Source organism: Sphingomonas citri (assembly GCF_019429485.1).
Taxonomy (GTDB): domain Bacteria; phylum Pseudomonadota; class Alphaproteobacteria; order Sphingomonadales; family Sphingomonadaceae; genus Sphingomonas; species Sphingomonas citri.
This window is the reverse complement of sequence record NZ_JAHXZN010000001.1, coordinates 458,012-484,302: the sequence shown is the minus strand read 5'-3', so window position 1 is coordinate 484,302 and position 26,291 is coordinate 458,012. Positions and strand designations below refer to the sequence as shown.

Below are 26,291 nucleotides of genomic sequence, written 5' to 3'. Positions count from 1 at the left end.
CACGGACTCACCACCGGACACACCCATCCGACGCGCTTCGCGCGCCACTTTCCCCGAAGAGGCGGATCGACAATCTTCCTCAGCGCCCGTAGGAACTAACCCAGCAGCGCCTCCGGCTCGCCCGTGAGCAGGTGGACGACGCTTTCGCTCGGTCGCGCTACCTGCCGGACCCCTGCGTCGCGTAGCGCCGCCTCGTCGATCACCGCGCCGCTCAATTTGACCCGTATCCGGCCGGCGTGGACGCTCGCTTCGCGCACGTTGCCGGCGCCGCCGAGCGCAGCGAGCAGCGCCGGCGCCAGCGTCACCGTGGTGGCGGCGGCCGCCGGCTCCTCGACCGCCGCGACGGCGACGCCGCCGCCCGCCGCCAGCGCGTCGCGGATCTCGACCGCGACGCTGTCGGCGATCGGGCCGAGCACCACCTGGAGCGCGGTCGGGGAGGGGCGGATCACGCCGCGCGCGCCGAGCGCCTTGAGCGCGGCCTCGTCTACCGCCGCCTGGTCGCGCACGCCGAGCCGCAGCCGGGTGGTGCAGGCGCCGACGTTGGTCAGGTTCGCGCCCCCGCCCAGCGCGCGCGCGAAGGCCGCACCGCGCTCGCCCACCGCCACCGGCGCCGCGGTCGCCGCGGGGGCGTCGTCGCGCCCCGGCGTCTTGAGGTTGAGCTTGGCGATGAAGAAGCGGAACAGCCCGTAATAGAGCACGCCGTACACCGCCCCGACCGGCAGGAGCAGCAGCGGCCGCGTCGCCTTGGAGAAGTTCAGCACATAGTCGAGCAATCCGGCGGAGAAGCCGAAGCCGAGCTTCACCCCCAGCGCCGCCATCAGCGCCATCGACAGTCCGGTCAGCACCGCGTGGACCGCGTAGAGCACGGGCGCGAGGAACATGAAGCTGAACTCGATCGGCTCGGTTACGCCGGTCAGCGCCGAGGTCAGCGCCAGGCTGAACAGCATGCCGCCAACCTCCTTGCGCCGGTCGCGCGGGGCGGCGTGGTACATCGCGAGACAGGCGGCGGGCAGGCCGAACATCATGATCGGGAAGAAGCCCGCCATGAACGCGCCCGCGCTCGGGTCGCCCGCGAAGAAGCGCCGCAGGTCGCCGTTGGCGCCGTGAAAGTCGCCCATCACGAACCAGGCGATGTTGTTGATCAGATGGTGCAGTCCGGTGACGAGCAGCAATCGGTTGAGAAGGCCGAACAGGAACAGCCCGACACTCCCCGCGCCCGTGATCGCGTAGCTCAGCTGGTCGATCCCGCTGCTTATCCCGGCGAAGCCGAGCCCGACCGCGACCGCCAGCACCAGCCCGGCGACGCCGCTGACGATCGGCACGAACCGCCGCCCGCCGAAGAAGGCGAGATACTCCGGAAGCTTCACGGTCGAGAAGCGGTTGTAGAAGCCGCCCCCGACCAGCCCCGAGATAATCCCGATCGGCACGTCCAGCCGCGCGATCGCCTTGGCCTTCCACGCCGCCACCGCGAGGTCGACGCTCGCGCCGGTCAGCCCGGCAATGGCCTCGGGCGGCACGGTGAGCAGCACCTTGCTCGCCTCGGTGGCGACGAGGAAGCACACCATGCCGGCGAGGCAGGCGGCGCCGTTGCCGTCGCGCGCGAAGCCGGTGGAGACGCCGATCGCGAATAGCAGCCCGAGATGGTTGAAGATCGCGTCACCCGCCGCGCTGACGAAGGCGATGTCGAGCAGGTCGGGCTGGCCGAGCCGCAGCAGCAGCCCCGCGATCGGCAGCACCGCGATCGGCAGCATCAATGCGCGGCCGAGCGGCTGGAGCGTTCCCAGGATCGACTTCATCGTGCGAACTCCCGTGCGAGCTGGCGGACCTCGGCGGCACCCGCGCAGTCGAGCGCGGCGCGGGCGTGATCCCGCGCGCAGACCATGTCGAGGTCGCGCACCAGCGCCTTGATGTCGGCGACTGCGGCGGGCGCGACCGACAGTTCGGTGACGCCGAGCCCGACCAGGATCGGCACCGCGAGCGGATCGGAGGCGAGCCCGCCGCACACGCCGGTCCAGCGCGCGTGGCGCGCGCCGCCGGCGACGGTCTGCTCGATCAGGCGCAGCACCGCGGGATGGAGCCCGTCGAGCGCGCCCGCGACCGCGGCGTTGCCGCGGTCCATCGCCAGTGCATATTGGGTGAGATCGTTGGTGCCGATCGACAGGAAATCGGCCTCGCGCGCGAGCTGCGCCGCGGTCACCGCTGCGGCGGGGGTCTCGACCATGATGCCGAGCTCGACGCCGTCGCCGCCGCCGACGCGGTCGAGCGCGGCGCGCACCTGGCGCAGCTCGTCGAGCCCGACCACCATCGGCACCATGATGCGGCACTGGCCCAAGGGCCGAACCGCGAGGATGGCGCGCAACTGGTCGTCGAGGATGTCGGGGTGCGCCAGCCCGACGCGGATGCCGCGCAGGCCGAGCGCGGGATTCTCCTCCGGCCCGATCGGCAGATAGGGCGCGGGCTTGTCGCCGCCGATGTCGAGCAGGCGGACGATCACCGGCTTGCCCGCCAGCGCGTCGGCGACCGACTGATACGCCGCTGTCTGCTCGGTGACGTCGGGGGCGGTGGCGCGTTCGAGGAACAGCAACTCGGTGCGCAGCAGCCCGCATCCCTCGGCCCCGTTGGCGGCGGCGACGCGTGCGTCCTCGGCCGAGCCGCAGTTCGCGACCACCTCGATCCGCGTGCCATCGGCGGTGCGGCATTCCTCGGCGGCGCGCGCGCGCGCGGCGGCGCGACGTTCGGCGACGGCAGCGAGGCGCGCCTCGGCGTCAGCGACGAGCTCGGGCGACGGCGCGACATGGAGCAGACCCTCGCTCGCGTCGAGCACGACGCGGGTGCCCTCGGCCAGGTCGCGTACCGCCGCACCCAACGCCACCAGCGCGGGCAGTCCGCGCGAGGCGGCCAGGATCGCGACGTGCGAGGTCGGGCCGCCGCGCTCGATCGCGAGCCCTGCCGCCCGATCGAGGTCGAGCGCCATCAGTTGCGACGGCAGCAGGTCGTCGGCGAGCACGATCGCGCCGTCGGGCAGCAACGCGACCTCCTGCTCCACTCCCATCAGCCGCGCGATCAGCTGGCGCTCGAGGTCGCGCATGTCGTCGGCGCGCTCGGCCAGCCGCGGGTCGCCGCCGGCGCGCAGCGCTTCGGCCTGCGGGCGGATGGCGTCGCGCCACGCCTGCGCCGCGCTCGCTCCACCCGTGATCGCGCGGTGGGCGGCGTCGAGCAGTGCCGGGTCGGCGAGCATGTCGGCATGCGCCTGGAAGATCGCGCGCGCCGGCCCGGTCGCTCCCGCCGAGCGCGCGGCGAGGTCGTCGGCGAGCGCGGCGCGCGCCGACTCGAAGCACGCCTCCTCGGCGGCGATGCCGACGCCGGTGGTCGGGACGTCGAGGTCGCGCACCTGCCAGCGCGCGACGGCGCCGATCGCGAGACCGGGGGATGCGGTGACGCCGGCGATGGCGCCCACCGGTACCCTGCGCGGCTTCGCCGGGGCGGGAGCGGGCGAGGGCGCGGTCTCGCCCTCGTCGAGATCGGTGGCGAGCAGCTCGGCGATGGCGGTGACCGCCGCCTCGGCGTCCACACCGCGCGCCTCGATCGTCAGCTCGTCACGGTGCGCGACGATCAGCGAGAGCAGACCGACCGGGCTGCGCGCGCTGGCTGAGCGCTCGCCCTTGGTGAGCGTGACCTCGGCGGAGAAGGTCTTGGCCGCCGCCGCGATCTTGGCGGCGGGACGGGCGTGGATGCCGTGCGACAGCGCCACGGTGACGGCGCGGCGGACTGTCGGGCCGTCGCTCGCATCCTCCACCGCCGCGGCCTCGCGCGCCACCAGTGTGAGCAGCGGCGCGCCGATCGCCACCGCCCCGGTCTCGGCACGCCCGGCGATGGCGAAGCGCTCGCCGTTGGTGACGATCACCGGCGTGATCGCCGCCTGCGCCTCGCGCACGATCAGGTCGAGGTCGAAGCGGATCAGCGGCTGGCCGCGCGTCACCGTCGTTCCCGCCGCGACCAAAGGCTCGAACCCCCGCCCGTCGAGCGCGACCGTGTCGATCCCGAGATGGATCAGCAGCTGCGCCCCCTCGGGCGTCTCCAGCGTGATCGCGTGCCCACTCGGCTGCACCACCAGCACGCGCGCGTCGCACGGCGCGACGAGCACGTCACCGGTCGGATCGATCGCCAGCCCGTCCCCCAGCATCCGTTCCGCGAAGACCGCGTCGACGACCTCGTCGAGCGGGCTGACCCAGCCCTCCAATGGTGCGGTCAGCGAGATGGTGGCCATGAGTGCTCCGGACGGGGGATGAGGAGAAGTCAGGTGACGGGCTCGCCGCGCGCCTGCTGCGGCAGCACGACGCGCTCCTCGCCGCCGATCCAGGTGCCGAGCGGCTGGAGGTCGGCGTCGAGCCGCACCCAGTCGGCGCGCAGCCCGGCGGCGAGCGCGCCGCGCTCCGCCTCCAGGCCGAGGAAGGCGGCGGGGCTGGTCGCCGCCAGCGCTCCCGCGATCTCGGGCGCAAGGCCGAGCCGCCGCACCGCGTTGCGCACCGCGCCCGCCATGTCGAGGTCCGAGCCGGCGAGCGTGCCGTCGGCACCGACGCAGCGGCCGTCCTCGACGTGGATCGGCTTGCCCTGGAGCACGAAGTCCTTCCGCGCCGCGCCGACGCAGGGCATCGCGTCGGACACCAGCATGAAGCGGTCGACCGGCCGCGCGCGCAGCGCGATGCGCAGCGCGGCGTCGTCGACGTGGAAGCCGTCGACGATGATCCCGCACCATGCGTGCTGGTCGTCGAGCGACGCGCCGACCACGCCCGGGGCGCGATGCACCAGCGGCGACATCGCGTTGAACAGATGAGTGACGCCAGTCGCACCCGCGGCGAAGGCGGCGGTGGCGGTGGCATAGTCGGCGTCGGTGTGGCCGAGGCAGACGCGCACGCCGGCGCGCGCCAGCGTCGCGATCTGCTCGGCGCTCACGCGCTCGGGCGCCAGCGTCACCATCACCACGCCGCGGCGCGGCTGGAGCAGCAGCGCCATCAATTCGTCGTCGAGCGGCTGGAAGCGCGCGGGATCGTGGATGCCCTTGCGCGCGAGGCTCAGCACCGGTCCCTCGACGTGGGTGCCGAGCACGCCGGGCACGCCCGCTTCGATCGCTTCATCGGTGGCGTCGAGCCCGCGCGCGATCACCGCGGGGCGATCGCTGATCAGCGTCGGCATGAAGCCGGTGGTGCCGTAGGGCGCGTGCGCCGCGCCGATCGCGGCGATGCCCTCGACCGTCGGCGTGTCGTTGAAGAGCACGCCGCCGCCGCCGTTGACCTGGGTGTCAATGAAGCCCGGCATCACCCAGCCGCCGGCGAGGTCGACCGCCTCGCGCTCGGCGCCCGCGCGCAGCGCCGCGATCGTGCCGTCGGCGGCGACCTCGATCGTCGCCGCGTCGAGCACGCCGTCGCGCGTCGCGATCCGGCCGTTGCGGAAGCTGTGCGTCGTCATAGCGTCTTGGTGACCTTGCTGAGATGGCGCGGCGAGTCGGGATCGAGCCCGCGCGCGACCGAGAGCGCGTTCGCCATGCGGTAGAAGCTCTGGATCATCAGCACCGGCTCGAGCGCGGGATGGTCGCGCAGCGCCGCCGGGCTGCCCGCCCCGTCCTGCGCGGCGTCGGCGAGCGCGACGCGCGCGTCGCGCTGCGCGAACTCGGCAGCAGCCTCGCGCACGCCGTCGCCGGCCTGGTCCGAGGTGGCGAAGGCGATCAGCGGGAAGCCGGCGTCGACGATCGCCATCGGGCCGTGGCGCACCTCGGCGCTGCTGAACGCCTCGGCGTGGAGCGCGCAGGTCTCCTTGAGCTTGAGTGCTGCCTCCTGCGCCATGCCGAAGCCGAGGCCGCGGCCGATCACGAACAGGTTGCTGGCGTCGCGCAGCAGCGCGACCACGCCGCTCCAGTCGAGCGCCCAGGCGGCGCCGAGCCGCTCGGGCAGGCGGTCAAGCGCTTCGGTGAGCGCGGCGTCCTGGCTCCACTCGGCGGTGAGCAGCGCCAGCGCGGCGAGCGCGGCGATGTACGACTTGGTCGCGGCGACCGAGCGCTCCGGCCCTGCCATCAGCGGCACCAGCGTGTCGGCGGTCTCGGCGAGCGGGGAGGTGGTGTCGTTGACCAGCGCGACGACGTGCGCGCCGGCCGCCTTCTGCGCGGCGACGCTGGCGAGCAGGTCGGGGCTGCGCCCGCTCTGCGATATCGCGATGCAGAGGCCGCCGGAGGGGGCGACGTCGGCGGCATAGACCGAGGCCACCGAGGGGGCGGCGGAGGCGACGGGCACGCCGATGAAGGTCTCGATCAGATATTTGCCGTAGGTCGCGGCGTGATCCGACGAGCCGCGCGCGCAGGTGACGACCACCGCCGGCGGGGCGGCGCGGAGCCGCTCGCCCAGCGCGGCGAGCGTCGCGCGATTGGCCGCGAGCAGCCGTGCCACCGCCGCGCCCGCCTCGGCCGCCTCGGCGTGCATCAGCGTGGCGGTCGCGTCCTTCGCCGGTGGCTGGTCGGTCGTCGCGATCATGCTGGGCTCCCCTGCCGCGCGGGACCGCGACGGCGTTTCCCAGAGGGTTAAGTTATAAATTGGTATTGTTCAAGCGGCCTCGTCGCGCAGCATCGCGGCGATCCGAGCGACGGTGGCCTGATCGGTCGCGTAGCTCGTCTCGGCGACGAAGCCGAAGCGGCGCAACGTGGCGTCGCCGGTGCCCGCGCGTGCGACGCGGCACGAGGCATGGACCTCGCGCGCGCCGGTGGCGAGCAGGGTCGGCAGCGTCGCGGGCGAGACGCCGCTGCCGACGAGCACGTTGATGCGGGTGCCGGCCGCGGCGACCAACGACGTTAAGGTGTCGGTCGCGTCGATCGCGCGCGGCGCCCCGCCCGAGGTGAGGATCCGATCGAAGCCGAGCGCCACCGCCTGTTCCAGCGCCGCTAGCGGGTCGGGGGTGAGGTCGAAGGCGCGGTGCAGCGTCAGGGACAGCGCTCGCTCGCGCGCCACCTCCGCCCAGCGCGCGAGGCAGTCGGTGTCGAGCCTGCCGTCGCGCGCGTTGGCACCGATCACCACGCCGGCGAGCCCGGCGTCCGCTGCGGCGCCGATGTCCTCCTCGACCAGCCGTCGCTCGCCCGCGTCATAGACGAAGTCGCCCGCGCGCGGCCGCACGAGCAGATGGACCGGGATCGGTGCGCTCGCGGCGGCGCGAATCAGCGAGGGCGGGGGAGTGAGGCCGCCGACGTCGAGCGCGGCGCAGAGCTCGATTCGGTCGGCGCCACCCTCTACCGCCGCGGCGATGCCGTGCGCGTCCTCGACGCAGACCTCGAGCAGCCGCCTCACGCGCGGTACAGCGAGGGGGCGGAGTGAACGGTGGTCGTCCCGCGCGCGTCGGTCACCGCATAGGTGAAGCCGGGCAGCAGGCAGAAGGCGCCGACGTTGCCCTTCGTGTCGAGCGCGAGGAAACCGACCTGCATGCCCTTGATCGCGTCGCCGCGCAGCGCGGCGATATGGCGCACCACCTCCTCGCACGCCACCTGCGCCGAGCGACCCGCGCGCATCGAGGCGACCACGCGCGCGCTGCCTGCCACACGGGTCACCTCCTCGCCGACCCCGGTCGAGGTGGCGCCGCCGACGCCGCGCTCGACGTAGAGGCCGGCGCCGACTTGGGGGGAGTCGCCGACGCGCCCGCGGATCTTGAACGCCATGCCCGAGGTGGTGCAGGCGCCCGCCATCCGCCCGTCCGCGGTGCGCGCGAGCAGCCCGATCGTGTCATGGTCGAGCGCGCCGCCGGGCGTGCGATGCGGCGCGGCGGTGCCGTAGGTGCCGGTCTCGCTGTTGGCGACGGGCTGGTACTTGGCGGTCTTGAGCCACTCGCGCCACGCCTGCTCCGCCGGAGGCGTGAGCAGGTCGACCTTCTCGAAGCCCTGCTCGCGCGCGAAGCGGGTGGCGCCCTCGCCGACCAGGAAGGTGTGCGGCGTCTTCTCCATGACTCGCCGCGCGACCGAGATGGCGTGGACCGTCTCCTCCAGCGCGGCGACCGCGCCGACCGCGCCGGCATCGTCCATGATCACCGCGTCGAGCGTGACATGACCGTCGCGATCGGGGTAGCCGCCATAGCCGACCGAGTGGTTCTCCGGATCGGCCTCGGGCACGCGCGCGCCTGCCTCGACCGCGTCGAGCAGCGTGCCGCCCGCGCGCAGCCGCGCGAAGGCGGCGTCGTTGGCGGCGGCGCCGAAGTCCCAGGTGGAGAGCACGCGCACATCGCCCGCCGGCGCGCCGGCCGCAGCGGCGCCGCGGGCCAGCGGCAGCGCGCCGCCCATCGCGGCGAGCGTCGCCAGCAAGGATCGTCTCGTCGTCATCCGCTCCCCTCCGTGTCGCCGCGGCGCGGCCCGGCGCACGAGAAGCACGGATCGACGCCGCGGTGCAACCGCTCGCGTGATTGGTCACGTCAGTGGTCCTGTCAGGTATTGACCTTTATGGCAGATTGATGAAACAGGGGCGAAAGTAAGCTTTACCAATAAAAACAAATTAGAGGGTTCGCCGATGACGTCGCAGCACCATGTCTCCCTCGCGGCGCTCGCCGCGGCCCTCCTCGCCGCCACGCCGGCGTTCGCACAGCAGGCGGAGGCACCCGCCGACTCCACCCAGACCGCGGGCCAGGCGACCCCGGAGCGCGCCGAGGCGATCGCGGGCGAGCAGGGCAACCAGGCGCCCGCCGCCGCCTCGACCGGCGACGTGGTCGTCACCGGCACACGCATCCAGCGCCCCAACGTCACCTCCGCCGCGCCGATCACCTCGGTGACCACGCAGGACATCCGCGCGCAGGCGCCGGTCAACGTCGAGGACGTGCTCAACCGCCTGCCGCAGATCGCGCCCGACAGCCAGCAGACCTACAACGACTCGGACGGTCGCCAGCGTATCAAGCTGCGCAGCCTCGGGTTCGAACGCACCCTGGTGCTGATCGACGGCAAGCGGCTGGGCACGCAGAACGGCCAGGACGTCGGCATCATCCCACCCTCGCTGCTCGAGCGCGTCGACGTGCTGACCGGCGGTGCCTCCTCGGTCTACGGCTCCGACGCCGTCGCGGGCGTGGTCAACTTCGTCCTCAAGAAGGACTTCGAGGGGCTGCAGCTCGACGCCAATTACAATTTCTACAATCATAACAACAAGGACACGATCGTGTCGCCGCTGGCACGCGCGGCGGGCTTCAGCAGCCCGCGCGGCTGGACCAACGACGGTGGCCGCGCCGACGTGACGCTGACCGCAGGCAAGAAGCTGTTCGACGGCGCGCTGCGGCTGAGCGGCTTCGTCAACTATCGCAAGACCGAGGAGGTCGGGCTCACCGATCGCTCGAACGCCGGCTGCTATCTGACCCAGCTCCAGGCCAATGGCCCGCTGTCGTGCGGGCTGACACCGAGCAGCTCGACGAGCGGCCTGATCACGCCGCGCGCGGGCGCCAACGCCGGCGCGCAATATGTCAACAACCCCGACGGCACGCGCAATTTCGTGCCGTTCGCGGCGGGCGCGGGCAACGCCTCCAACTATTTCAGCGGCTATGCCTATCAGCGCCCGTCCGAGCGGGTGAACGCGGGCGGCTTCGCCAGCCTCGACCTCGGGTCCGACGCCGAGCTCTACACCTCGGGCATCTGGTTCCGCGACAAGTCCTATAACAACTATCCGACTATCGCGAGCGGCACCGTCGACGTCAGCTGCGGCAACCCCTATCTGTCCGCGGCGAAGGCCGGCGCGATCGGCTGCGCGGCGGGCATTGCGAGCGTACCGGTCGACCTGCGCTACCGCCTCGGCGAGGGCAGCGATCGTCCCGACACCTACATCAACACCGGCGTGCGGCTGACCGGCGGCGTGCGCGGCAAGGTGGGCGACGCCTGGACCTATGACATCGGCGGCGTCTACGCGCGCAACCATCAGGACTATACCCCGAGCTTCGGCATCCCGGGTCGCCTGCAGGACGCGGTCAACGTCGGCGGCACCGCGGCGTCGCCGACCTGCGCCAGCGGCGCGGCGGGCTGCGTGCCGTTCGATATCTTCAGCCCTGGCAACAGCGACCCGGCGCTGATCAACTATCTCTTCGGCACGGGCACCTCGACGACCACGGGCACGCTGTACGACGTCCAGGCCAACATGACCGGCGACCTGGGCAAATACGGCATCACCTCGCCGTTCGCCGAGCAGGGCCTCGCGATCGCGCTCGGCACCGAGTACCGCAAGGACACGCTCAAGTCGGTCGCCGACGCGTCCTATCGCGGCACGCTGGGCGGCAACGACACGTACCTCAGCCAGGACGTGTGGGAGTCGAACATCGAGGTCCAGGCGCCGCTGGTCGAGCACAAGCCGTTCGCCGAGCTGGTCCAGCTTAACGGCGGCTTCCGCGTCTCGAAGTACAGCAGCAACCCGAGCACCTTCACCACCTGGAAGGTGGAGGGCATCTACGCCCCGATCAGCGACCTGACCTTCCGCGCGTCGTTCAACAAGGCGCAGCGCGCGCCGACCGTGGTGGAGATCCGCCAGGCCACCAACATCGAGTTCGCCGCGGGCGGCTCGGGCACGTTCAACGATTTCTGCGCGCCGACCGTGATCAACGGCGCCAACGGCGTCAGCTACGGTGCGCCGGTCGCCTCGCGCGAGGTGTGTCGCGCCACCGGCCTGTCGGACGCGCTCTACGGCAGCCAGACGCTGCTGTGCAGCAACGGCACCACGCCCAATGGCACTGCCGCCTGCTCGGTGCGCTCGGGCGGCTTCACCGCCGACCCGGAGACCGCCTACACCCAGACCTACGGCCTGGTGGTGAAGCCCCGCTTCCTTCGCGGCTTCGTCTTCTCGGTCGATCGTTATCGCATCAAGATCAACGACTCGCTCGGCTACAACGACTATAGCTATTACACTGACGGTTGCCTGCGCTCGGGCGGCGACCAGTTCTTCTGTCAGGGCATCGTCCGCAACGCCAACGGGACGCTGTTCTCGGCGGCTGGGTCGAGCACCGGCTTCATTCGCCAGGGCACGACCAACTATTACACGTCGATCGCGCGCGGCTGGGACTTCCAGGCTCAGTACACGCTCAACCTCGAGTCGGTCGGCCGCTTCGACATGTCGTTCAACGGCTCGCTGACGACGAACGCGGGTGGGCAGGACTCGCCGCTCCAGCCCGAGCGCAACTGCGCCGGCTATTACGGCAACGGCTGCGGCCAGCTCATCCCGAAGTGGAGCCACGGGCTGCGCGGCACCTACACCACGCCCGACCAGAAGTTCGGCGCGTCGCTCAACTGGCGCCACGTCGGCTCGCTGACCAACGCCAACAATTCGGGAGACGAGGCGATCGGCGGCACGCCCGAGCGCGCGCTGACCGACTATTACCGCGTCGACCCGGCAGATTATTTCGATCTCGCGCTCAACTTCGCGGTGTCGAAGCAGTTCTCGCTGCGGCTGATCGCGAACAACCTGCTCGACAAGGCCGCGCCGATCGTCCCCGATTCGTACAATATCAGCCTGGCGCGCAGCAACACGATCCCGCAGCGCTACGACTCGCTCGGTCGCAACATCGCCATTGCCACGACGATCAAGTTCTGATTGGCCCGGTGACGCTTCCGAGGCGAGAGCCTCGGGGGCGTCACGCCCGGCGGGTAGACCGCTGCCGGTGGGGCGGCGGTCAGTTCATCGCCGGGTAGCTCTTCTCCTCGATCAGCTCGGACTCGAGCGCGAGGTTGATCGCGCGCTTCAGCCGCGCGCGCTCGTCGTTCTTGAAATAAACCGAGCGCGCCAGCTGGATGAAGTCGCTGCCGAACGATGCGGCGGCCTCCTCCTGCCGGATCGCGTCCTCGATCTCCCACAATTCGCAGTTGATCGACTTAAGCTGGCCGAACAGCGGCGCGATCGCCTGCTGTCCGATCACGCCGGCGCCGATCTCGCTCAGCGCCTCATGCTCGCGAGCGACGTTGGCGCGGGCGTCAGCGCGCGCGATCCGCTCGCGCTTGATCTCCAGGATCGTGATCTTGTCGAGCAGCTCACCCCAAGAGACGGGTACCGACGGGCTGGGCAGGCTGGCCATGGATCGTCTCTCCCTGATCGTCGAAGAAAGCGTCGACCTCGCTGGCCACCTTGGCCATCACCGGCGTCCAATCACCGGCGCGAGATTGCGCGTGGAGGCGCAGCGTCGGGTACCAGTCGCTGTCGTGGCGGGTCGGGTCCCAGCGCCAGTCTGGCCGATGCTTGAGCAACAGCCAGGTCGGGCGCCCGAGCGCGCCGGCGAGATGCGCCACCATCGTGTCGACCGTGATCACCGCTGCGCAGCCCGCGACCAGCGCCGCGGTGGCGGCGAGATCGAAGGGACAGCCGTCGGGATTGATCACCGGCAGCGTCGACGGTGCGGCAACCAGTGAGAGGCACCGGTGACGATCGGCGATCGGGGCGAGCAGCGCCTCGGGTAAAGAGCGGTCGAGGTCCCAGTCTCCCGCCTGGTGACACAGTCCGACGGTTAGCGCCGGGATCGGCGCCGAGGCGACGCGGAGGTAGGAAGCCGGCACATCGTCAGGCGCCAGTTCTAGCGCGCCGGGCAGCTCGGTGATCTCGATGTCGCAGGCGCGCGGCTTTAGCGGGCGCGCCGGGTCAAAGCTGTGAAGGCTCACCTCGGCGATCCCCGCGAGCAAGGGGTGCAGCCGCAGCGGCGCCTCGACCGTCACGCTCCTGGCGCGACGTGCGAGCGCGGGTAGGTAGCGCGCGAACTGGAGCGTGTCGCCGAGGCCGTGGTAACAGCGCACCAGCACGTCCACGTCATCGACGGGGCTCCCGTTCCGCACCCAGCGTTGGTGATAGGGCAGGCTGGGGTCATCGCACGTCGCGGGATCGCGCGCGGCGATGACCCGGCGTTCGAGCGCCCAGGCGGCGGCATAGTCGCGCGCGCGCATCGCCTCCGCCCAGCTGCTATGTAGCTCCATGCGGGACGAACCGCGCGAGAGCGGCGCCGGTTCCCTCGTTGCGCCGGCGTGACGGAATTAAGCGTCTGATTTGGTGAGCTTCGTCGCGGACGGAACGACCGTCCGACGGTCGAGCGCAAGCCCGCTCAGACCAACTCGCGCCCGCCTTTCCACATGCGCAGCAGCTTGCCCTGCACCGGCAGCCCGTCGAAGGGCGTGTTGCCCGCCTTGCCCGGCAGCGTGTCCGCGTCGATTTGCCACGGCGCGTCGGGATCGAGGAGGATGACGTCGCCCGGCAGGCCCGGCAGCAGCGCGCCCGTCTCCAGCCCGAGCAGCGCGGCCGGCGCGCGCGCGAGCAATGCGAACAGCCGCGGCAGCGACACCCGCCCGTCGCGTGCGAGCCCGAGCCCCAGAGCGAGCAAGGCCGCGGCGTCGGCCGCGCCGGGGCTGGCGTCGGCGAAGGGAAGGCGCTTCTCCTCCGGCCCGCGCGGGTCGTGGCCCGAGCACAGCAGGTCGATCGTCCCGTCGGCGAGGGCGGCGAGCGCGGCGTGGCGGTCGGCCTCGCTGCGCAGCGGCGGCGACAGGTGCGCGAAGGTGCGGAAGTCGCTCATCGCATTGTCGGAGAGCAGCAGATGCGCCGGGGTGATCCCACAGGTCACGCGCACGCCGCGCGCCTTGGCCGCGCGCACCAGCGCGAACCCCGCCGCGGTGGTGACCGCGCGGAGGTGGAGCCGCGCGCCGGTCTCCTCCGCGAGCATCAGGTCGCGCGCGATCGCCAGCGCCTCTGCCACGGCGGGGGCGGCGGGCAGGCCGAGCCGCGACGCGGTCTCGCCCTCGCTGGCGACCGCACCGCGCGTCAGCCCGCCGTCCTCGGCATGCGTGATCACGACCGCGTCGAGGTCGCGCGCGTAGCTCAGCACGCGGTGCATGACTCCCGAGTCGGCGATCCAGCCGCGGCCGGTGCCGACGGCGCGCGCGCCGGCGGAGAGACAGATCGCCATCTCCGCCAGGTCGGCGCCGGCCAGCCCGCGCGTCGCCGCCGCGATCGGATGGATCCACAGGTCGGGTCGACCGATCAGCGCGAGCCGCTGCACCGCGCCGGGCTCGTCCAGCACCGGCACCTGGTCGGGCATGGGCGCGACCCGGACGATCCCGCCGGCCCGCGCCGCGGCGCGGTCGATCCGCGCCACGCCGACGTCGATCAGCGCGGGGGCGAGCAGCTTGCCGCGGCAGTCGACCCGCAGCGCGTCGGCGGGAGCGGGACCGTCAGCGATCACGCCGTCGACGATCAGCAGCTCGCCCTCGCGCTCGCCGCGCTCGGGGCAGACCAGCCGCGCGTTGGTGAAGTGGACGGACCGGTTCATGCCCAGCCCTCCACGCCGCGCGCGCGCCGCGTCAACACGTCGAGACAGGCCATGCGCACCGCCACACCCATCTGCACCTGCTCCGTGATCGCCGACTGTTCGACGTGATCGGCCACCGCCGAGTCGATCTCGACGCCGCGGTTCATCGGCCCGGGATGCATGATCAGCGCGCCGGGCGCGTGCTTCGCCAGCCGCTCGAGCGTGAGCCCGTAGCGCAGGTGATATTCGCGGCTCGACGGGACATAGCCGCCCGCCATCCGCTCGGTCTGGAGTCGCAGCATCATCACGACGTCGGCGCCCTCCATCGCGCGGTCGAAGTCGGTGAAGGCGGTGACGCCGAACCGCTCGATCGCGGGCGGCATCAGCGTCGAGGGCGCGCAGACGCGCACCTCGGCGGCTAGCGCGGTGAGCGCGAGGATGTTCGAGCGCGCCACCCGGCTATGGAGCAGGTCGCCGCAGATCACGACGCGCTTGTGCGCGATGCCGCCGAGCCGGCGCCGGATCGTCAGCGCGTCGAGCAGCGCCTGCGTCGGATGCTCGTGGCGGCCGTCGCCGGCGTTGAGCACCGGGCAGTCGACCTTGTCCGCGATCAGTCGCACCGCGCCCGAGGACATGTGGCGGATCACGATCACGTCGGCGCGCATCGCGTTGAGCGTCTGCGCGGTGTCGATCAGCGTTTCGCCCTTCTTCACGCTCGACTGGGCGGCGTGCATATTCACCGTGTCGGCGCCCAGCCGTTTGCCCGCAATCTCGAAGCTCAGCAGCGTGCGCGTCGAATTCTCGAAGAAGGCGTTGATCTGGGTGAAGCCGGCGAGGCGACGGTCGGGCGCGGCGCGGGTGCGGTTGGCCTCGACCCAGGTCTCGGCCTCGTCGAGCAGGAAGGTGATCTCGTGCGGCTCGAGCCCCTCGATGCCGGTGAGATGGCGATGCGGGAATACCGCGCCGCCGGGGATCAGGGTGCCGGGGCGGTGGTCCGATTGGGTCATCGAGCGCGGTGCCTAGTCCGCGCTCCCCGGCGGCGCAAGCGGTACGCCCGGCTCGACCGGCGCCAGCACCAGCGCGTCGATCGCGGCCTGGAGGATCGTCGCGGCGGCGTGATTGTCGATCCGCTCGGCCCGCTTGGCGCGGCTCATGTCCTGCGCGATCAGCGCGCGTTCGGCGCTGACGGTGGACCAGCGCTCGTCCCACAGCAGCAGCGGCAGGCCGAGGTCGGCGCAGTTGCGCGCGAAGGCGCGGGTCGACTGGGTGCGCGGGCTCTCGCTGCCGTCGAGGCTGAGCGGCAGGCCGATCACCCAGCCGACGACCTGCTGCTGGGTGGAGAGCGCCAGTAGCGTGGCCTTCTCGGCGGTGAACTTGCTGCGGCGGATCAGCAGCGCGGGGCTGGCGAAGCTCCAGCCCGCGTCGCACAGCGCGGTGCCGATCGTCTTGGTGCCGACGTCGAGCCCGAGCAGCCGACCGCCGTGCGGTAGCGCGGCGCGGAAGGCGGCGGCGGTAGTGGCGATCGCCACGCGGGGGGTGGGCGCGGTCATCGATGGTGGCTCGCTCTCCCCGTCATCCCGTCCTCGAGCCGGGATCCATCGTGTCGCGAACACAGCGGTCGTTGCTCGTGCCGAGACATGGATCCCGGCTCGAGGCCGGGATGACGGGAAAGGGGAGGTCGACGGTACACGCTCACTGCGCCGCCAGGCGCCGCGCGGCATCCGCGCGGACGTTGGCCCAGAAGAGGCTGTAATCGTAGACGTGGTAATTGTTGCCGGGCAGCGTGTACGGCCCGAGGTCGGGCGGGCTGCCGATCAGCAGCAGCCCACGCCCGGCGCAGCGCGCGCCGACCGTGCCGGTGCGGATCGTCGCGCTCGACAGATCGGCGTTGGGGTAGAGCGTGCCCAGATTGGCGCTGGCGGGCGCGCTGCCGCCGTTCGCCCCCGTTAGCGGGTTGGTGCACAGCAGCGGCGTGCCGCGGCGCGGGCGGCCGTCGAAGCCGGTGGTGCGATCGAACGTGTCGAGGATCAGCGACGGGTCGGCGGGCTCGGCGAAGCTCTGCCACGCCAGCACGCAGCCGCGCTGCTCGGGCGCGGTGCAGGCGGGCAGGCCGAGCGCGGGAAGGTCGGTGGTGATCGAGATCGGCCAGCCGATCGCGTAAGCGGCGACGATCCGCTTCGCCAGCGGCTTGCCCGCGACGCGGTCCTTGAGCAGGTGCGTCAGGTGGAGCGCACCCTGGCTGTGCCCGGCGAGGATGATCGGCCGGTCCGGCGCGATCTCGGCGAGGAAGACGTCGAAGGCGGCGAGCAGGTCGCGATAGGCGAGCGCCAGCGCCTGGTCGGCGGCGGCCTTGTCGGTGAGAAAGGCGCCGAAGGTCGCCTGTCGGTAGCGCGGCGCCCAGATCTCGCCTGCCTCGTTGAACGCGCTCGCCTGGCCGCGCAGGAACAGGGCGGCGCGATCGTTGGCCTCGCGATCGTCGAGCGGGGCGTTCCAATGCGCGCGGCTGAGGTAAGAGGTCGGGTGAATGAAGAACACCGCCGCGCCGCCGTGCGTCTGGCGAGGCCGATAGCCGGGCGGGGTCCAGCGCGACGGGTCGTTCACCAGCGACGGGCGCGCGAGCCACATCCGATCGTCGCGATAGTCGGCGATGCTCAGTGTCGGCTGCGCGCGGAAACTCTCACCGGGCACGAGCGCGGCGCGCATCAACGGAACGCCCCAGATGCGATAGGCGAGCAGACCGGCGAGCGCGAGCACGATCAGGCCGGCGACGACGTAGAGGAATCTGCGAACCAAGCGTATGTCACCATGCTGCGGTGCAGCAAAGTCGCCGGCGCCGCAATCGCAAAGGAGGTGCCTCAGAGTTGCGATCCGCGCAACCGCGCGCGTGCCGCCGCGGTTGCGTTGCGGCGGGGCTCGCGGTAGCGCGCCGGCTATGTCCGTTGATATCGCAACCGTGCGGCGCATCGCTGGGCTCGCCCGCATCGCCATCACCGAGGAGGAGGCCGAGCGGCTCTCCCCCGAACTGGGTAACATCCTCGACTGGATCGAGCAGCTCGGCGAGGTCGACACCGCCGGGGTCGAGCCGATGACGGCGGTGATCGCCAATCGTCTGCGGCTGCGCGACGACCTCGTGACCGACGGCGGCATCCGCGAGTCGGTGCTCGCCAACGCGCCCCAGGCCGAGCATGGCTTCTTCACGGTGCCGAAGGTGATCGAGTGACGATCGCCTTCGATCGGCACTCGATCATCCCGGCGCATGCCGGGATCTCCTCCCGCATGGACGACCTCTAGTGACCGACCTCACTGATCTCGGCATCCGCGACATTCGCGACGGCGTGCGCGCCGGCACGTTCAGCGCGCGCGAGGTGGCCGAGGCCTTCACCACCGCGGTCTCCGCCGCCAAGCCGCTCAACGCTTTCCTTGTCGAGACCCCGGAGCACGCGCTCGCCGCCGCCGACGCCGCCGACGCGGCGCGCGCCGGGGGCGAGGCGCTCAAGCCGCTCGCCGGCGTGCCGATCGGGATGAAGGACCTGTTCTGCACCAAGGGTGTGCCGAGCACCGCCGCGAGCCACATCCTCGAGGGCTTCACTCCCGAATATGAGTCTACCGTCTCGCAGAAGCTGTGGGACGCGGGCGCGGGCATGCTCGGCAAGCTCAACATGGACCAGTTCGCGATGGGCTCGTCCAACGAGACGAGCCACTTTGGCAACGTGGTGAGCCCGTGGCGTCGCGCCGACGGCGGCAACGCGCCGCTGGCGCCCGGCGGCTCGTCCGGCGGCAGTTCGGCCGCGGTGGCGGCGCGGATCGCGCCGGGCGCGACCGGCACCGACACGGGCGGCTCGATCCGCCAGCCCGCGGCGTTCACCGGCATCTCCGGGATCAAGCCGACCTACGGCCGCTGCTCGCGCTGGGGCGTGATCGCCTTCGCCTCGTCGCTCGACCAGGCCGGGCCGATGGCGCGCGACGTGCGCGACTGCGCGATCATGCTCGAGGCGATGGCGGGCTTCGACTCGAAGGACGCGACCTCGCTCGATCTCGAGGTGCCGCGCTGGGAGGCGGGTCTCAACGCCTCGCTCAGGGGCAAGCGCGTCGGCATCCCCAAGGAATATCGCGTCGACGACATGCCGGCCGAGATCGACGCTTTGTGGCAGCGCGGCATCGACTGGCTGCGCGACGCCGGCGCCGAGATCGTCGAGGTGTCTCTGCCGCACACGCGCTACGCGCTGCCGGCCTATTACATCATCGCCCCGGCGGAGGCCTCGTCGAACCTCGCGCGCTACGACGGGGTCCGCTACGGCCTGCGCGACCTGCCCGACGGCGCCAACCTCCAGGAGATGTACGCGCGGACGCGCGCCGAGGGGTTCGGCGACGAGGTCAAGCGGCGCATCCTGATCGGCACCTACGTGCTGTCGGCGGGCTTCTACGACGCTTATTACACCCAGGCGCAGAAGGTGCGCACGCTGATCGCGCGCGACTTCGAGCGCGCCTGGGAGCAGTGCGACGTGCTGCTGACGCCGACCGCGCCCTCGGCGGCCTTCGCGCTGGGGGAGAAGGCCGCCGATCCGCTGGCGATGTACCTCAACGACGTCTTCACCGTGCCCTCGTCGCTCGCTGGCCTGCCCGCGATGAGCGTGCCGGGCGGGGTCGACGCGGGCGGGCTGCCGCTGGGGCTGCAGATCATCGGCAAGCCGCTCGACGAGCAGGGCGTGCTCGACGCCGCCCTGGCGATCGAGGAGCGCGCCGGCTTCGTCGCGCGACCCGAGCGCTGGTGGTAGACGGTAATACCGCTGGCGAATAACACTCTGCGGATGGGCAAGCTGACCAATCTGACGTCGAAGGGGCAGGTGACGATCCCGAAGGACGTTAGCGACGCGCTCGGCCTTCGTCCCGGCAAGCCCGTCGGTCTCGAGTTGCGCGGCGAGGGGGAGGCGGTGATCCGCCGCGGTCCCGTTCGGGTGGTGCCCGACCCAGCCAGGGTCGCGGCGGCGATTGAACGCATCCGGCGGGTCCAGCGCGACTATCATCACCTCGCCAAGGGCCTCGACCCAGACAGCTACATGGCTGACCTGCGCGAACCGGTCCCTTTGCCGCGCGAGACCGGCGAATGACCTTCCTCGACAGCGATGTCCCGCTCGATCTGCTCGCGCCCGCCTCGGCGTTCGGCGACTGGAGCGCGTCCCAGCTCGCGTCGGCCACCGCGATCGGTGCGGTCGCGATCAGCGTCGTCGTGCTGGCCGAATGTGCTGGCCGCTTCGCTGACCTCGACTCACAGCGCGGTTACCTGGATCGGCTCGGTATAGTGGTGCAGTCGCTCGATGCCGCGGCGGCGTTCCGCGCCGGTGTCGCCCATCGCGCCTACCGCCACGCTGGCGGCCCTGGAACCGCGGTGCTCGCCGACTTTCTGATCGAAGCTCAGGCGGCGACGACACCGCAGTCGGTGCTGATCACCCGCGATCGCCAACATCTCGCCGCTTATTTCCCCGACCTTACCCTCATCACACCCGAGACCGATCATGGCTGACGCATTCACCCCCTATCGTATCAAGGGCGACACCGGCGAGTGGGAGGTCGTGATTGGCCTCGAGGTCCACGCGCAGGTGACAAGCCAGGCCAAGCTCTTCTCGGGCGCGGCAACGGCCTTTGGCGCCGAGCCCAACACCCAGGTGTCGCTGGTCGATGCGGCGATGCCCGGCATGCTGCCCGTGCCCAACCGCGAGTGCATCCGCCAGGCGGTGCGCACCGGCATGGCTATCGACGCGCAGATCAACCGCTGGTCGCGCTTCGACCGCAAGAACTACTTCTACGCCGATCTCCCGCAGGGATACCAGATTTCTCAGCTTTATCATCCGCTTGTCGGCGAAGGCTCGGTCGAGATCGAGGACGGCGAGACGGTCAAGACGATCGGGGTCGAGCGCATCCATGTCGAGCAGGACGCGGGCAAGCTGATGCACGATCAGCACCCGACACGTTCCTATGTCGACCTCAATCGGTCGGGCGTGGCACTGATGGAGATCGTCAGCCGCCCCGACATGCGTTCTCCTTCAGAAGCAGGGGCTTACCTGCGCAAGTTGCGGGCGATCCTGCGCTATGTCGGTTCGTGCGACGGCAACATGGAGGAGGGCTCGATGCGTGCCGACGTCAACGTCAGCGTGCGGCGCCCCGGTGCCGAGTTCGGCACTCGCACCGAGACCAAGAACGTCAACTCGGTCCGCTTCGTGATGGCGGCGATCGAGCATGAGGCCAAGCGCCAAGTCGAGCTGATCGAGGGCGGCGGCACGGTCGTGCAGGAGACGCGGCTGTTCAACCCCGACAGCGGCACGACACGGTCGATGCGCTCCAAGGAGGACGCGCACGACTATCGCTACTTCCCCGATCCCGACCTGCTGCCACTCGAACTCGACGACGCCTTCCTCGAGGCGTGCCGCGCGAGTCTGCCCGAGCTGCCCGACGCCAAGCGCCAGCGCTACGAGGCGCTCGGCATCACGCCGTACAATGCCGCGGTGCTCACCGCCGAGGTGGAGAGCGCGCGCTGGTTCGACGCGCTGCTGGAGCAGGGTGCGGCGCCGGTCGCGGCGGCGAACTGGGTGACCAGCGAGCTGTTCGGCGCGCTCAACCGCCTGGGCAAGTCGATCGGCGACAGCCCCGTGCAGCCGGGACAGGCGGCCGAGCTGCTCGCGCTGGTCGCGGACGGTACGCTCTCGGGCAGCCTCGCCAAGCAGGTGTTCGAGGCCATGCTGGAAACCGGCGACGCGCCGGGCAAGATCGTCGAGGAGCGCGGGCTCAAGCAGACCAGCGACACCGGCGCGATCGAGGCGGTGATTGCCGAGGTGCTGGCCAAGAACCCGGGCCAGCTGGAGCAGTATCGCGGCGGCAAGGTGGCGTTGTTCGGCTTCTTCGTCGGGCAGACCATGAAGGCGATGGGCGGAAAGGCGAACCCGCAGGTCGTCAACGACTTGCTGAAGAAGGCGCTGAACTGAGCCAGCCGCCCGCTTGCCGGTCGGCAGGCGGGCGGTACTTTCTCCCTCGCCGGCGGGGTCGTCGACGGGGGAGTGAATGTCAGTCTGTCGCGCCGCCGTGGCGGCCTGCTGTGTCGCGCTCGCTATCGGGGCCACTGAGCCGGTGTCGGCGCAGGAGCGATCGGCGGTGCGGCCGGGCTTCACGCTGCCGCGCGGCACGGTGCAGATCCTGCTGCTGCGCCCGCGGATCACGGTCGGTGCGCAGTCGACCGCGGGTCTGTTCCAGGCCAACGCCGACTGGACCGCGCAGGCGCGCGAGCGGATCGACGCCGCGCTGGCGGCGGCGCAGCGCACGCTCGGCAACGAAGTGGTGCGCGCGCCCGAGGCGATCGGCGCCGACACGCGGCTGGTCGCCGACTATCAGGCGCTCTTCGCCGTGGTCGCCCAGTCGGTGATCGACTATCAGTTCTTCAAGGGCAATCGGCTGCCCACCAAGAAGCGCGCCGACCAGTTCGACTGGACGCTCGGCCCGGACGTGGCGCGGATCGCGCGCGGGCAGGGGTGCGACTATGCGCTCTTCGTCGACACCGAGGATGCTTATGGCTCGACCGGGCGCAAGATCTTCCAGCTGCTCGCCGCGGCGACGGTCGGGGTCGGGGTCAGATCGGGCGAGCACACGGGCTATGCCGGGCTGGTCGACCTGCGCACCGGCGATCTGGTGTGGCTCAACGCCGACCGGCAGATGGGCGGGGACGTGCGCACGCCCGAGGGCGCCGCCAAGCGGGTCGCCGAGCTGCTCGAAGGCTTCCCGGGTCGAGCCGAGGTGCCTGCCGCTTCCGCGACTTCACAGGAGGCACGGTGATGCCGCGTCCGATCGTCCGCGTGGCGCTCGCGCTCGCCATTCTCTGCCTCCCGCTCGAGTCCGTCGCCGCGCGGGCCACCGACTCGACTCTGCCGCCTTTCGCCGGTGCGTATCAGCCCCGCACGGTGGCCGAGCGCGGCATCTGGATGCAGGCGGACGAGGACGAGCGCCAGCTGCGCGACTCGCACCTGCTGATCGACGACGTCGCGCTCAACGCCTATGTCCGCCACGTGCTGTGCCGCACCGTCGGCGACGAACGCTGCCACGCCGTCCGGCTGTACGTGCTCCGCATCCCGGCGATGAACGCCACCACCCATCCCAATGGCGCTATCTCGGTGTGGAGCGGGTTGCTGCTGCGCGTGCGCGACGAGGCCGAGCTCGGCGCGGTGCTGGGGCATGAGTTCGCGCATTTCGAGCAGCGCCATACCTTGGCGCTCCAGCATCGCCGGCTTGGCGCGAGCGATCTCGCTGCCTGGACGGCGCTATTCGCCGGCGGCGCGGCACCGTTGGTCCGGCTGATCACGACGGCCAACATCTATTCGTTCAGTCGCGCGCAGGAGGGCGAGGCCGACTCGCTCGGCCTCCGCTTCGTCGCCGCCGCGGGCTATGATCCACGCCGCGTCGCCGAGGTGTGGGCCCGCCAGATGGACGAGGCCGACGCCAGGGCGGCGGGGCGCAAACAGCGCTCGCGCCGCTACGACGGGGTCCACCTCCTCGACACGCACCCGACGAATCTGCAGCGCATGACCGCGCTGCGCGCCGCCGCGGCGACGCTGCCCGCCGGGGGCGTGACCGAGGCGGTGGCCTATGCCGCGGCGCTGCGGCCGTGGCGCGCGGCGTTCCTGGCCGATCAGATCAAGCTCAACGACTTCGGCGGCACCGACTATCTGCTCGGCCAGCTGGCACAGGACGGCTGGAGCGAGGACCTGCTGTTCGCGCGCGCCGAACTCTACCGCCAGCGCGGCAATCCGCGCGACCTGGTCGCCGCGGCCGACTTCTACCGTCAGGCGCTCGCGCTCGACCAGCGCCACGCCGAGAGCCACCGCGGGCTTGGCATGGCGCTGTTGCGGAGTGGGGAGGCGGAGCCAGGCCGCGCCGAGCTGCGACGCTATCTCGAACTCGCGCCCGCTGCCGGGGACGCCGCGATGGTGCGCGCGCTCATCTCGTGAAGGACCGCTCGATGAACCGCTCGCTGGGCGCGTGCGCGCTGCTGCTCGTCGCCGCCGCCACGCCCGCCTGCGCGAGCAATCGCCTGGTCGAGGCCGGCCACCCGGTCGCGGTGGCGCATGACGCGCTGACGGTGACGCCCGACCGCGAATGGAACGCGCTGGGCTGGCGGCCGGGGCCGCGCTGCGACCGCTGGACGCTCGACGGCGCGGCGCTCAACGCGGTCACCTTCTGCGGCGCGATCGAGAGCGGTCGGCCGCTGTTCCGCGAGGTGTCGAAGCACGATCAGCCGCTGCCGCATTTCTCCACGACGACGCTGCTCACCGACGTGCCCGATCTTGTCGAGAAGAGCTATCGTATCGCGCTGGGCGCCTCGCTGATGACGATCGACTCGGCCGAACCGGCGCTGATCGACGGCGCGCGCGCGATCCGCTTCCGCTACACCTTCACGCGACAGGAGGAGGAGGTGGAGCGGCACGGCGAGGCGCTCGCGGTGATCCGCGGCAAGAAGCTCTACTGGATGAGCTACGAGGCGCCCGCGCTCCATTATTTTGCGCGCGATCTGGAGAGCTGGCGCCGACTCGCCGCGACCGCGCGGTTCCGCTGAGCCGGCCGAGGCGAGCGCCCCGGCCGGCCCCATCGCGCCTCACTGCTGGTTGAAATCCTGGTTCTTCACCTCGCCGCCGGTACCGCTGTTGCCGTCGAACTCGCCGGTGTCGGTGAAGCGCGCGGGCTCCTTGCCGCCCTCGCCGCGTGCGACCGCGTCGCTGCGCGCCTCGACCGCCTGCTGGATGTCGGGGCGCTCGTCGTCGCGGTTCGGGATGGGGTCGATCTCTCGCTCGGTCATGTCGGTCTCGCTCAGATGCTGGGGTTGGCCGGGGCCGGGTCGCCGGCGGGCGCGCCGGGGGCGGGGACGTCGATGTCGGGGCCGGGCGGGTTGATCTCGGGCGGCGGCGCGTCGGGCGTACCGGGCGAGGTCGGCTGCGGCACGTCGGGCGGGCTGACGGGGTTGGTGGCCATCGCTTTTCTCCTTTACGGGTCAACGTATCGCCGCGCGCGGAGTTGCCCGTTCACGGCGCTTGCTCCGGCCGCGCCCGCGGTATAGAGCCCGCCGACCGGCGGTGTCCGACTTGCGGGCGTGGCGGAACTGGTAGACGCGCCAGATTTAGGTTCTGGTATCGCAAGATGTGGGGGTTCGAGTCCCTTCGCCCGCACCAGTCCCCGCGCTTCACGCGGGGTGGCCATCACTCATCCTATTCCAGACGAAAGCGGCCTATGCAGACTGTCGAGACGTTGAACGAGGGCCTGAAGCGCGCCTACACCGTGACCATCCCCGCCAGTGCGATCGCGGGGCGGGTCGACGCCGAGCTGAAGCGCGTCGCGCCGCAGATCCGCATGCCCGGCTTCCGCCCCGGCAAGGTGCCTGCCAACCTCGTGCGCAAGATGCACGGTCCGGCGCTGCACCAGGACGCGCTCAACACCTCTATCCAGGAGGGCATCCAGGCGCTGATCAGCGAGAAGCAGCTGCGCCCCGCGATGCAGCCGTCGGTCGAGCTGACCGAGGGCTATGAGGCCGGCAAGGACGCCGAGCTCAAGGTCGAGCTGGAGGTGCTGCCGCAGGTGCCGGCCCCCGCGATCGAAGGGCTGAAGCTGGAGCGTCTCACCGTGCCGGTCGACGACGCGGCGATCGACGTCCAGCTCAAGCGCTTCGCCGACATGCAGAAGCGCTGGGAGGATGCCGGCGACAAGGCGGCCGAGACCGGTGACCAGGTGACGATGGACTTCGTCGGCAAGACGCTCGACGGCGTCGCCTTCGAGGGCGGCACCGGCACCGACATGGCGGTCGAGCTCGGCGCGGGCCAGCTTATCCCGGGCTTCGAGGACCAGGTCGTCGGGGTCAAGGCGGGCGACGAGCGCCAGATCACCGTGACCTTCCCCGAGGATTACGGCGCCAAGGAACTGGCCGGCCAGCAGGCGACCTTCGACCTGACGATCAAGGCGGTGAAGACCGCCGCCGAGAGCGCGATCGACGAGGAGCTCGCCAAGGCGCTCGGGCTGGAGAGCCTGGACCAGCTGCGCGGGCTGCTGCGCGGCCAGATCGAGCAGGAGCACAACCAGCTCACGCGCACCTATATGAAGCGCAAGCTGCTCGACCAGCTCGCCGAGGGGCATGATTTTGAGGTGCCGCCGTCGATGGTGGAGGCCGAGTTCAACCAGATCTGGCAGCAGCTCCAGCACGAGGCGACTCACGAGCCCGATCCCCAGGCGGCGCTGGCCGAGATGGAGGCCGAGCGCGACGATTACCGCAAGATCGCCGAGCGTCGCGTCCGCCTCGGGCTGCTGCTGAGCGAGATCGGTCAGGCGAACGGCGTCGAAGTGTCGCAGCAGGAGATGAACCGGCTAATCGCCCAGGCCGCGCAGCAGTATCGCGGCGAGGACCAGCAGCGCTTCGTCCAGTACATCCAGCAGGATCCGATGGCGGCCGCGCAGCTGCGCGCGCCGCTGTATGAGGACAAGGTGGTCGACTTCCTGTTCGACAAGGCCGAGGTGACCGAGCGCGAGACGACCCGCGAGGAGCTCGAGGCCGCGATCGAGAGCGAGGACGGCTTCGCGACCGGCACGCACCACCACGATCACGATAACCACAAGCCCAAGCAGACGCGCGGCAAGAAGAAGCCGGCCGCGAGCGACGGCAAGGGTGGCGCGACCGACGGCGAGGCGCCCGCGGCCGAGAAGCCGGCGAAGAAGCCCGCCGCGAAGAAGGCGGCCAAGGTCGACGAGGCGACCGCGACCGACGAGGCAGCGGTCGAACCGGCTGCGGCCCAGGCGCCCGCCAAGAAGCCGCGCGCCAAGAAGGCGGCGCCGGTGAGCGAGGAGACCCAGGTCCTCGAGTCCGATCCGGTCGCGGCCGAGGCGGCGGCGGGCACCGAGGCGGCCGACGCGCCGGCACCCAAGCGCACGCGCGCCAAGAAGGCCGAGTAAGCGGGCGACGACGTCGCCTTGACGGGGAAGGAGCCGGGTTGCCGATGCAGCCCGGCTCTTTCACGTTT

General features: G+C 71.3%; 24 protein-coding genes and 1 tRNA gene. 11 read left to right on the top strand and 14 right to left on the bottom strand.

The features are described from left to right. Positions 1 to 95: 95 nt before the first annotated feature. From nagE to KZ820_RS02400, 6 genes are all read right to left on the bottom strand, one after another. Positions 96 to 1,796 (bottom strand): N-acetylglucosamine-specific PTS transporter subunit IIBC, encoded by a 1,701-nt coding sequence (nagE, locus tag KZ820_RS02425; RefSeq protein WP_219747102.1) that lies wholly within the window; start codon positions 1,794 to 1,796, stop codon positions 96 to 98. Then, on the bottom strand, positions 1,793 to 4,267 hold the full coding sequence (gene ptsP / locus KZ820_RS02420; protein WP_219747101.1) for a phosphoenolpyruvate--protein phosphotransferase: 2,475 nt from the start codon (positions 4,265 to 4,267) through the stop codon (positions 1,793 to 1,795). Before ptsP ends, nagE begins: the two co-directional genes overlap by 4 nt. A gap of 29 nt (positions 4,268 to 4,296) precedes the next feature. Then, positions 4,297 to 5,466 carry an N-acetylglucosamine-6-phosphate deacetylase gene (nagA, locus tag KZ820_RS02415; protein WP_219747100.1) on the bottom strand — a complete coding sequence of 390 codons (1,170 nt, stop codon included), beginning with the start codon at positions 5,464 to 5,466 and terminating at the stop codon, positions 4,297 to 4,299. Then, entirely contained in the window at positions 5,463 to 6,521 is a 1,059-nt protein-coding gene (locus KZ820_RS02410) for an SIS domain-containing protein (RefSeq protein ID WP_219747099.1), read from the bottom strand. Before KZ820_RS02410 ends, nagA begins: the two co-directional genes overlap by 4 nt. 69 nt (positions 6,522 to 6,590) lie before the next feature. Continuing rightward, positions 6,591 to 7,325 (bottom strand): copper homeostasis protein CutC, encoded by a 735-nt coding sequence (locus KZ820_RS02405; protein WP_219747098.1) that lies wholly within the window; start codon positions 7,323 to 7,325, stop codon positions 6,591 to 6,593. Beyond that, complete coding sequence (locus KZ820_RS02400) at positions 7,322 to 8,344, bottom strand: glycosylasparaginase (RefSeq protein WP_219747097.1); 1,023 nt, start codon at positions 8,342 to 8,344, stop codon at positions 7,322 to 7,324. Before KZ820_RS02400 ends, KZ820_RS02405 begins: the two co-directional genes overlap by 4 nt. A 184-nt stretch (positions 8,345 to 8,528) precedes the next feature. Here KZ820_RS02400 and KZ820_RS02395 point away from each other — a divergent pair, with 184 nt between their 5' ends. Beyond that, entirely contained in the window at positions 8,529 to 11,570 is a 3,042-nt protein-coding gene (locus KZ820_RS02395) for a TonB-dependent receptor domain-containing protein (RefSeq protein WP_219747096.1), read from the top strand. 79 nt (positions 11,571 to 11,649) lie between these two features. Here the strand turns inward: KZ820_RS02395 and KZ820_RS02390 are convergent, their stop codons facing one another. From KZ820_RS02390 to KZ820_RS02365, 6 genes are all read right to left on the bottom strand, one after another. Then, positions 11,650 to 12,048: a DUF6165 family protein gene (locus tag KZ820_RS02390; RefSeq protein WP_219747095.1), complete on the bottom strand. Its 399-nt coding sequence runs from the start codon at positions 12,046 to 12,048 to the stop codon at positions 11,650 to 11,652. After that, positions 12,005 to 12,934, bottom strand: a complete 930-nt coding sequence (locus tag KZ820_RS02385; protein WP_258047695.1) for a glycosyltransferase family 9 protein — start codon at positions 12,932 to 12,934, stop codon at positions 12,005 to 12,007. Before KZ820_RS02385 ends, KZ820_RS02390 begins: the two co-directional genes overlap by 44 nt. A gap of 125 nt (positions 12,935 to 13,059) precedes the next feature. Beyond that, positions 13,060 to 14,277 carry a dihydroorotase gene (locus tag KZ820_RS02380; RefSeq protein WP_219747094.1) on the bottom strand — a complete coding sequence of 406 codons (1,218 nt, stop codon included), beginning with the start codon at positions 14,275 to 14,277 and terminating at the stop codon, positions 13,060 to 13,062. Next, positions 14,274 to 15,263 carry an aspartate carbamoyltransferase catalytic subunit gene (locus KZ820_RS02375; RefSeq protein WP_219747093.1) on the bottom strand — a complete coding sequence of 330 codons (990 nt, stop codon included), beginning with the start codon at positions 15,261 to 15,263 and terminating at the stop codon, positions 14,274 to 14,276. Before KZ820_RS02375 ends, KZ820_RS02380 begins: the two co-directional genes overlap by 4 nt. Before the next feature lie 12 nt (positions 15,264 to 15,275). Further along, positions 15,276 to 15,806, bottom strand: a complete 531-nt coding sequence (gene ruvX, locus KZ820_RS02370) for a Holliday junction resolvase RuvX (RefSeq protein WP_219747092.1) — start codon at positions 15,804 to 15,806, stop codon at positions 15,276 to 15,278. Between the two features lie 142 nt (positions 15,807 to 15,948). Then, entirely contained in the window at positions 15,949 to 17,049 is a 1,101-nt protein-coding gene (locus KZ820_RS02365) for a DUF3089 domain-containing protein (RefSeq protein ID WP_219747091.1), read from the bottom strand. A 139-nt stretch (positions 17,050 to 17,188) separates the two neighbouring features. On the opposite strand from KZ820_RS02365, the gene gatC reads away from it, so the two are divergent. The 8 genes from gatC to KZ820_RS02325 all read left to right on the top strand — a co-directional run bounded on the left by gatC (position 17,189) and on the right by KZ820_RS02325 (position 23,848). Continuing rightward, complete coding sequence (gene gatC, locus KZ820_RS02360; protein ID WP_219747090.1) at positions 17,189 to 17,476, top strand: Asp-tRNA(Asn)/Glu-tRNA(Gln) amidotransferase subunit GatC; 288 nt, start codon at positions 17,189 to 17,191, stop codon at positions 17,474 to 17,476. Positions 17,477 to 17,546: 70 nt separating this feature from the next. Continuing rightward, a complete protein-coding gene (gene gatA / locus KZ820_RS02355; protein ID WP_219747089.1) occupies positions 17,547 to 19,031 on the top strand; it encodes an Asp-tRNA(Asn)/Glu-tRNA(Gln) amidotransferase subunit GatA in 1,485 nt (494 codons plus the stop codon). Positions 19,032 to 19,064: 33 nt separating this feature from the next. Beyond that, positions 19,065 to 19,364, top strand: coding sequence for an AbrB/MazE/SpoVT family DNA-binding domain-containing protein (locus tag KZ820_RS02350; protein WP_219747088.1), 300 nt, complete (start codon positions 19,065 to 19,067; stop codon positions 19,362 to 19,364). After that, a complete protein-coding gene (locus KZ820_RS21715) occupies positions 19,361 to 19,777 on the top strand; it encodes a type II toxin-antitoxin system VapC family toxin (protein ID WP_258047693.1) in 417 nt (138 codons plus the stop codon). Before KZ820_RS02350 ends, KZ820_RS21715 begins: the two co-directional genes overlap by 4 nt. Further along, complete coding sequence (gene gatB, locus KZ820_RS02340) at positions 19,770 to 21,233, top strand: Asp-tRNA(Asn)/Glu-tRNA(Gln) amidotransferase subunit GatB (RefSeq protein ID WP_219747087.1); 1,464 nt, start codon at positions 19,770 to 19,772, stop codon at positions 21,231 to 21,233. Before KZ820_RS21715 ends, gatB begins: the two co-directional genes overlap by 8 nt. Before the next feature lie 76 nt (positions 21,234 to 21,309). Continuing rightward, the gene (locus KZ820_RS02335) at positions 21,310 to 22,074 is read left to right on the top strand and encodes a hypothetical protein (protein WP_219747086.1); all 765 of its coding nucleotides are present in this window, start codon (positions 21,310 to 21,312) and stop codon (positions 22,072 to 22,074) included. Further along, positions 22,074 to 23,243: a M48 family metallopeptidase gene (locus KZ820_RS02330; RefSeq protein ID WP_219747085.1), complete on the top strand. Its 1,170-nt coding sequence runs from the start codon at positions 22,074 to 22,076 to the stop codon at positions 23,241 to 23,243. The genes KZ820_RS02335 and KZ820_RS02330 overlap by 1 nt, the downstream gene beginning before the upstream one ends. A gap of 11 nt (positions 23,244 to 23,254) precedes the next feature. Beyond that, positions 23,255 to 23,848, top strand: coding sequence for a hypothetical protein (locus tag KZ820_RS02325; protein WP_219747084.1), 594 nt, complete (start codon positions 23,255 to 23,257; stop codon positions 23,846 to 23,848). A gap of 39 nt (positions 23,849 to 23,887) precedes the next feature. On the opposite strand, the gene KZ820_RS02320 is transcribed toward KZ820_RS02325, so the two are convergent. After that, positions 23,888 to 24,088, bottom strand: coding sequence for a hypothetical protein (locus KZ820_RS02320; protein WP_219747083.1), 201 nt, complete (start codon positions 24,086 to 24,088; stop codon positions 23,888 to 23,890). Positions 24,089 to 24,099: 11 nt separating this feature from the next. Next, on the bottom strand, positions 24,100 to 24,261 hold the full coding sequence (locus KZ820_RS02315; RefSeq protein WP_165927005.1) for a hypothetical protein: 162 nt from the start codon (positions 24,259 to 24,261) through the stop codon (positions 24,100 to 24,102). Positions 24,262 to 24,373: 112 nt separating this feature from the next. Between KZ820_RS02315 and KZ820_RS02310 the strand changes: the two genes are divergently transcribed. Beyond that, positions 24,374 to 24,458: transfer RNA gene (locus tag KZ820_RS02310), tRNA-Leu, on the top strand. A 58-nt stretch (positions 24,459 to 24,516) separates the two neighbouring features. Then, positions 24,517 to 26,223, top strand: coding sequence for a trigger factor (gene tig / locus KZ820_RS02305; RefSeq protein WP_219747082.1), 1,707 nt, complete (start codon positions 24,517 to 24,519; stop codon positions 26,221 to 26,223). The last annotated feature ends 68 nt before the right edge of the window (positions 26,224 to 26,291 follow it).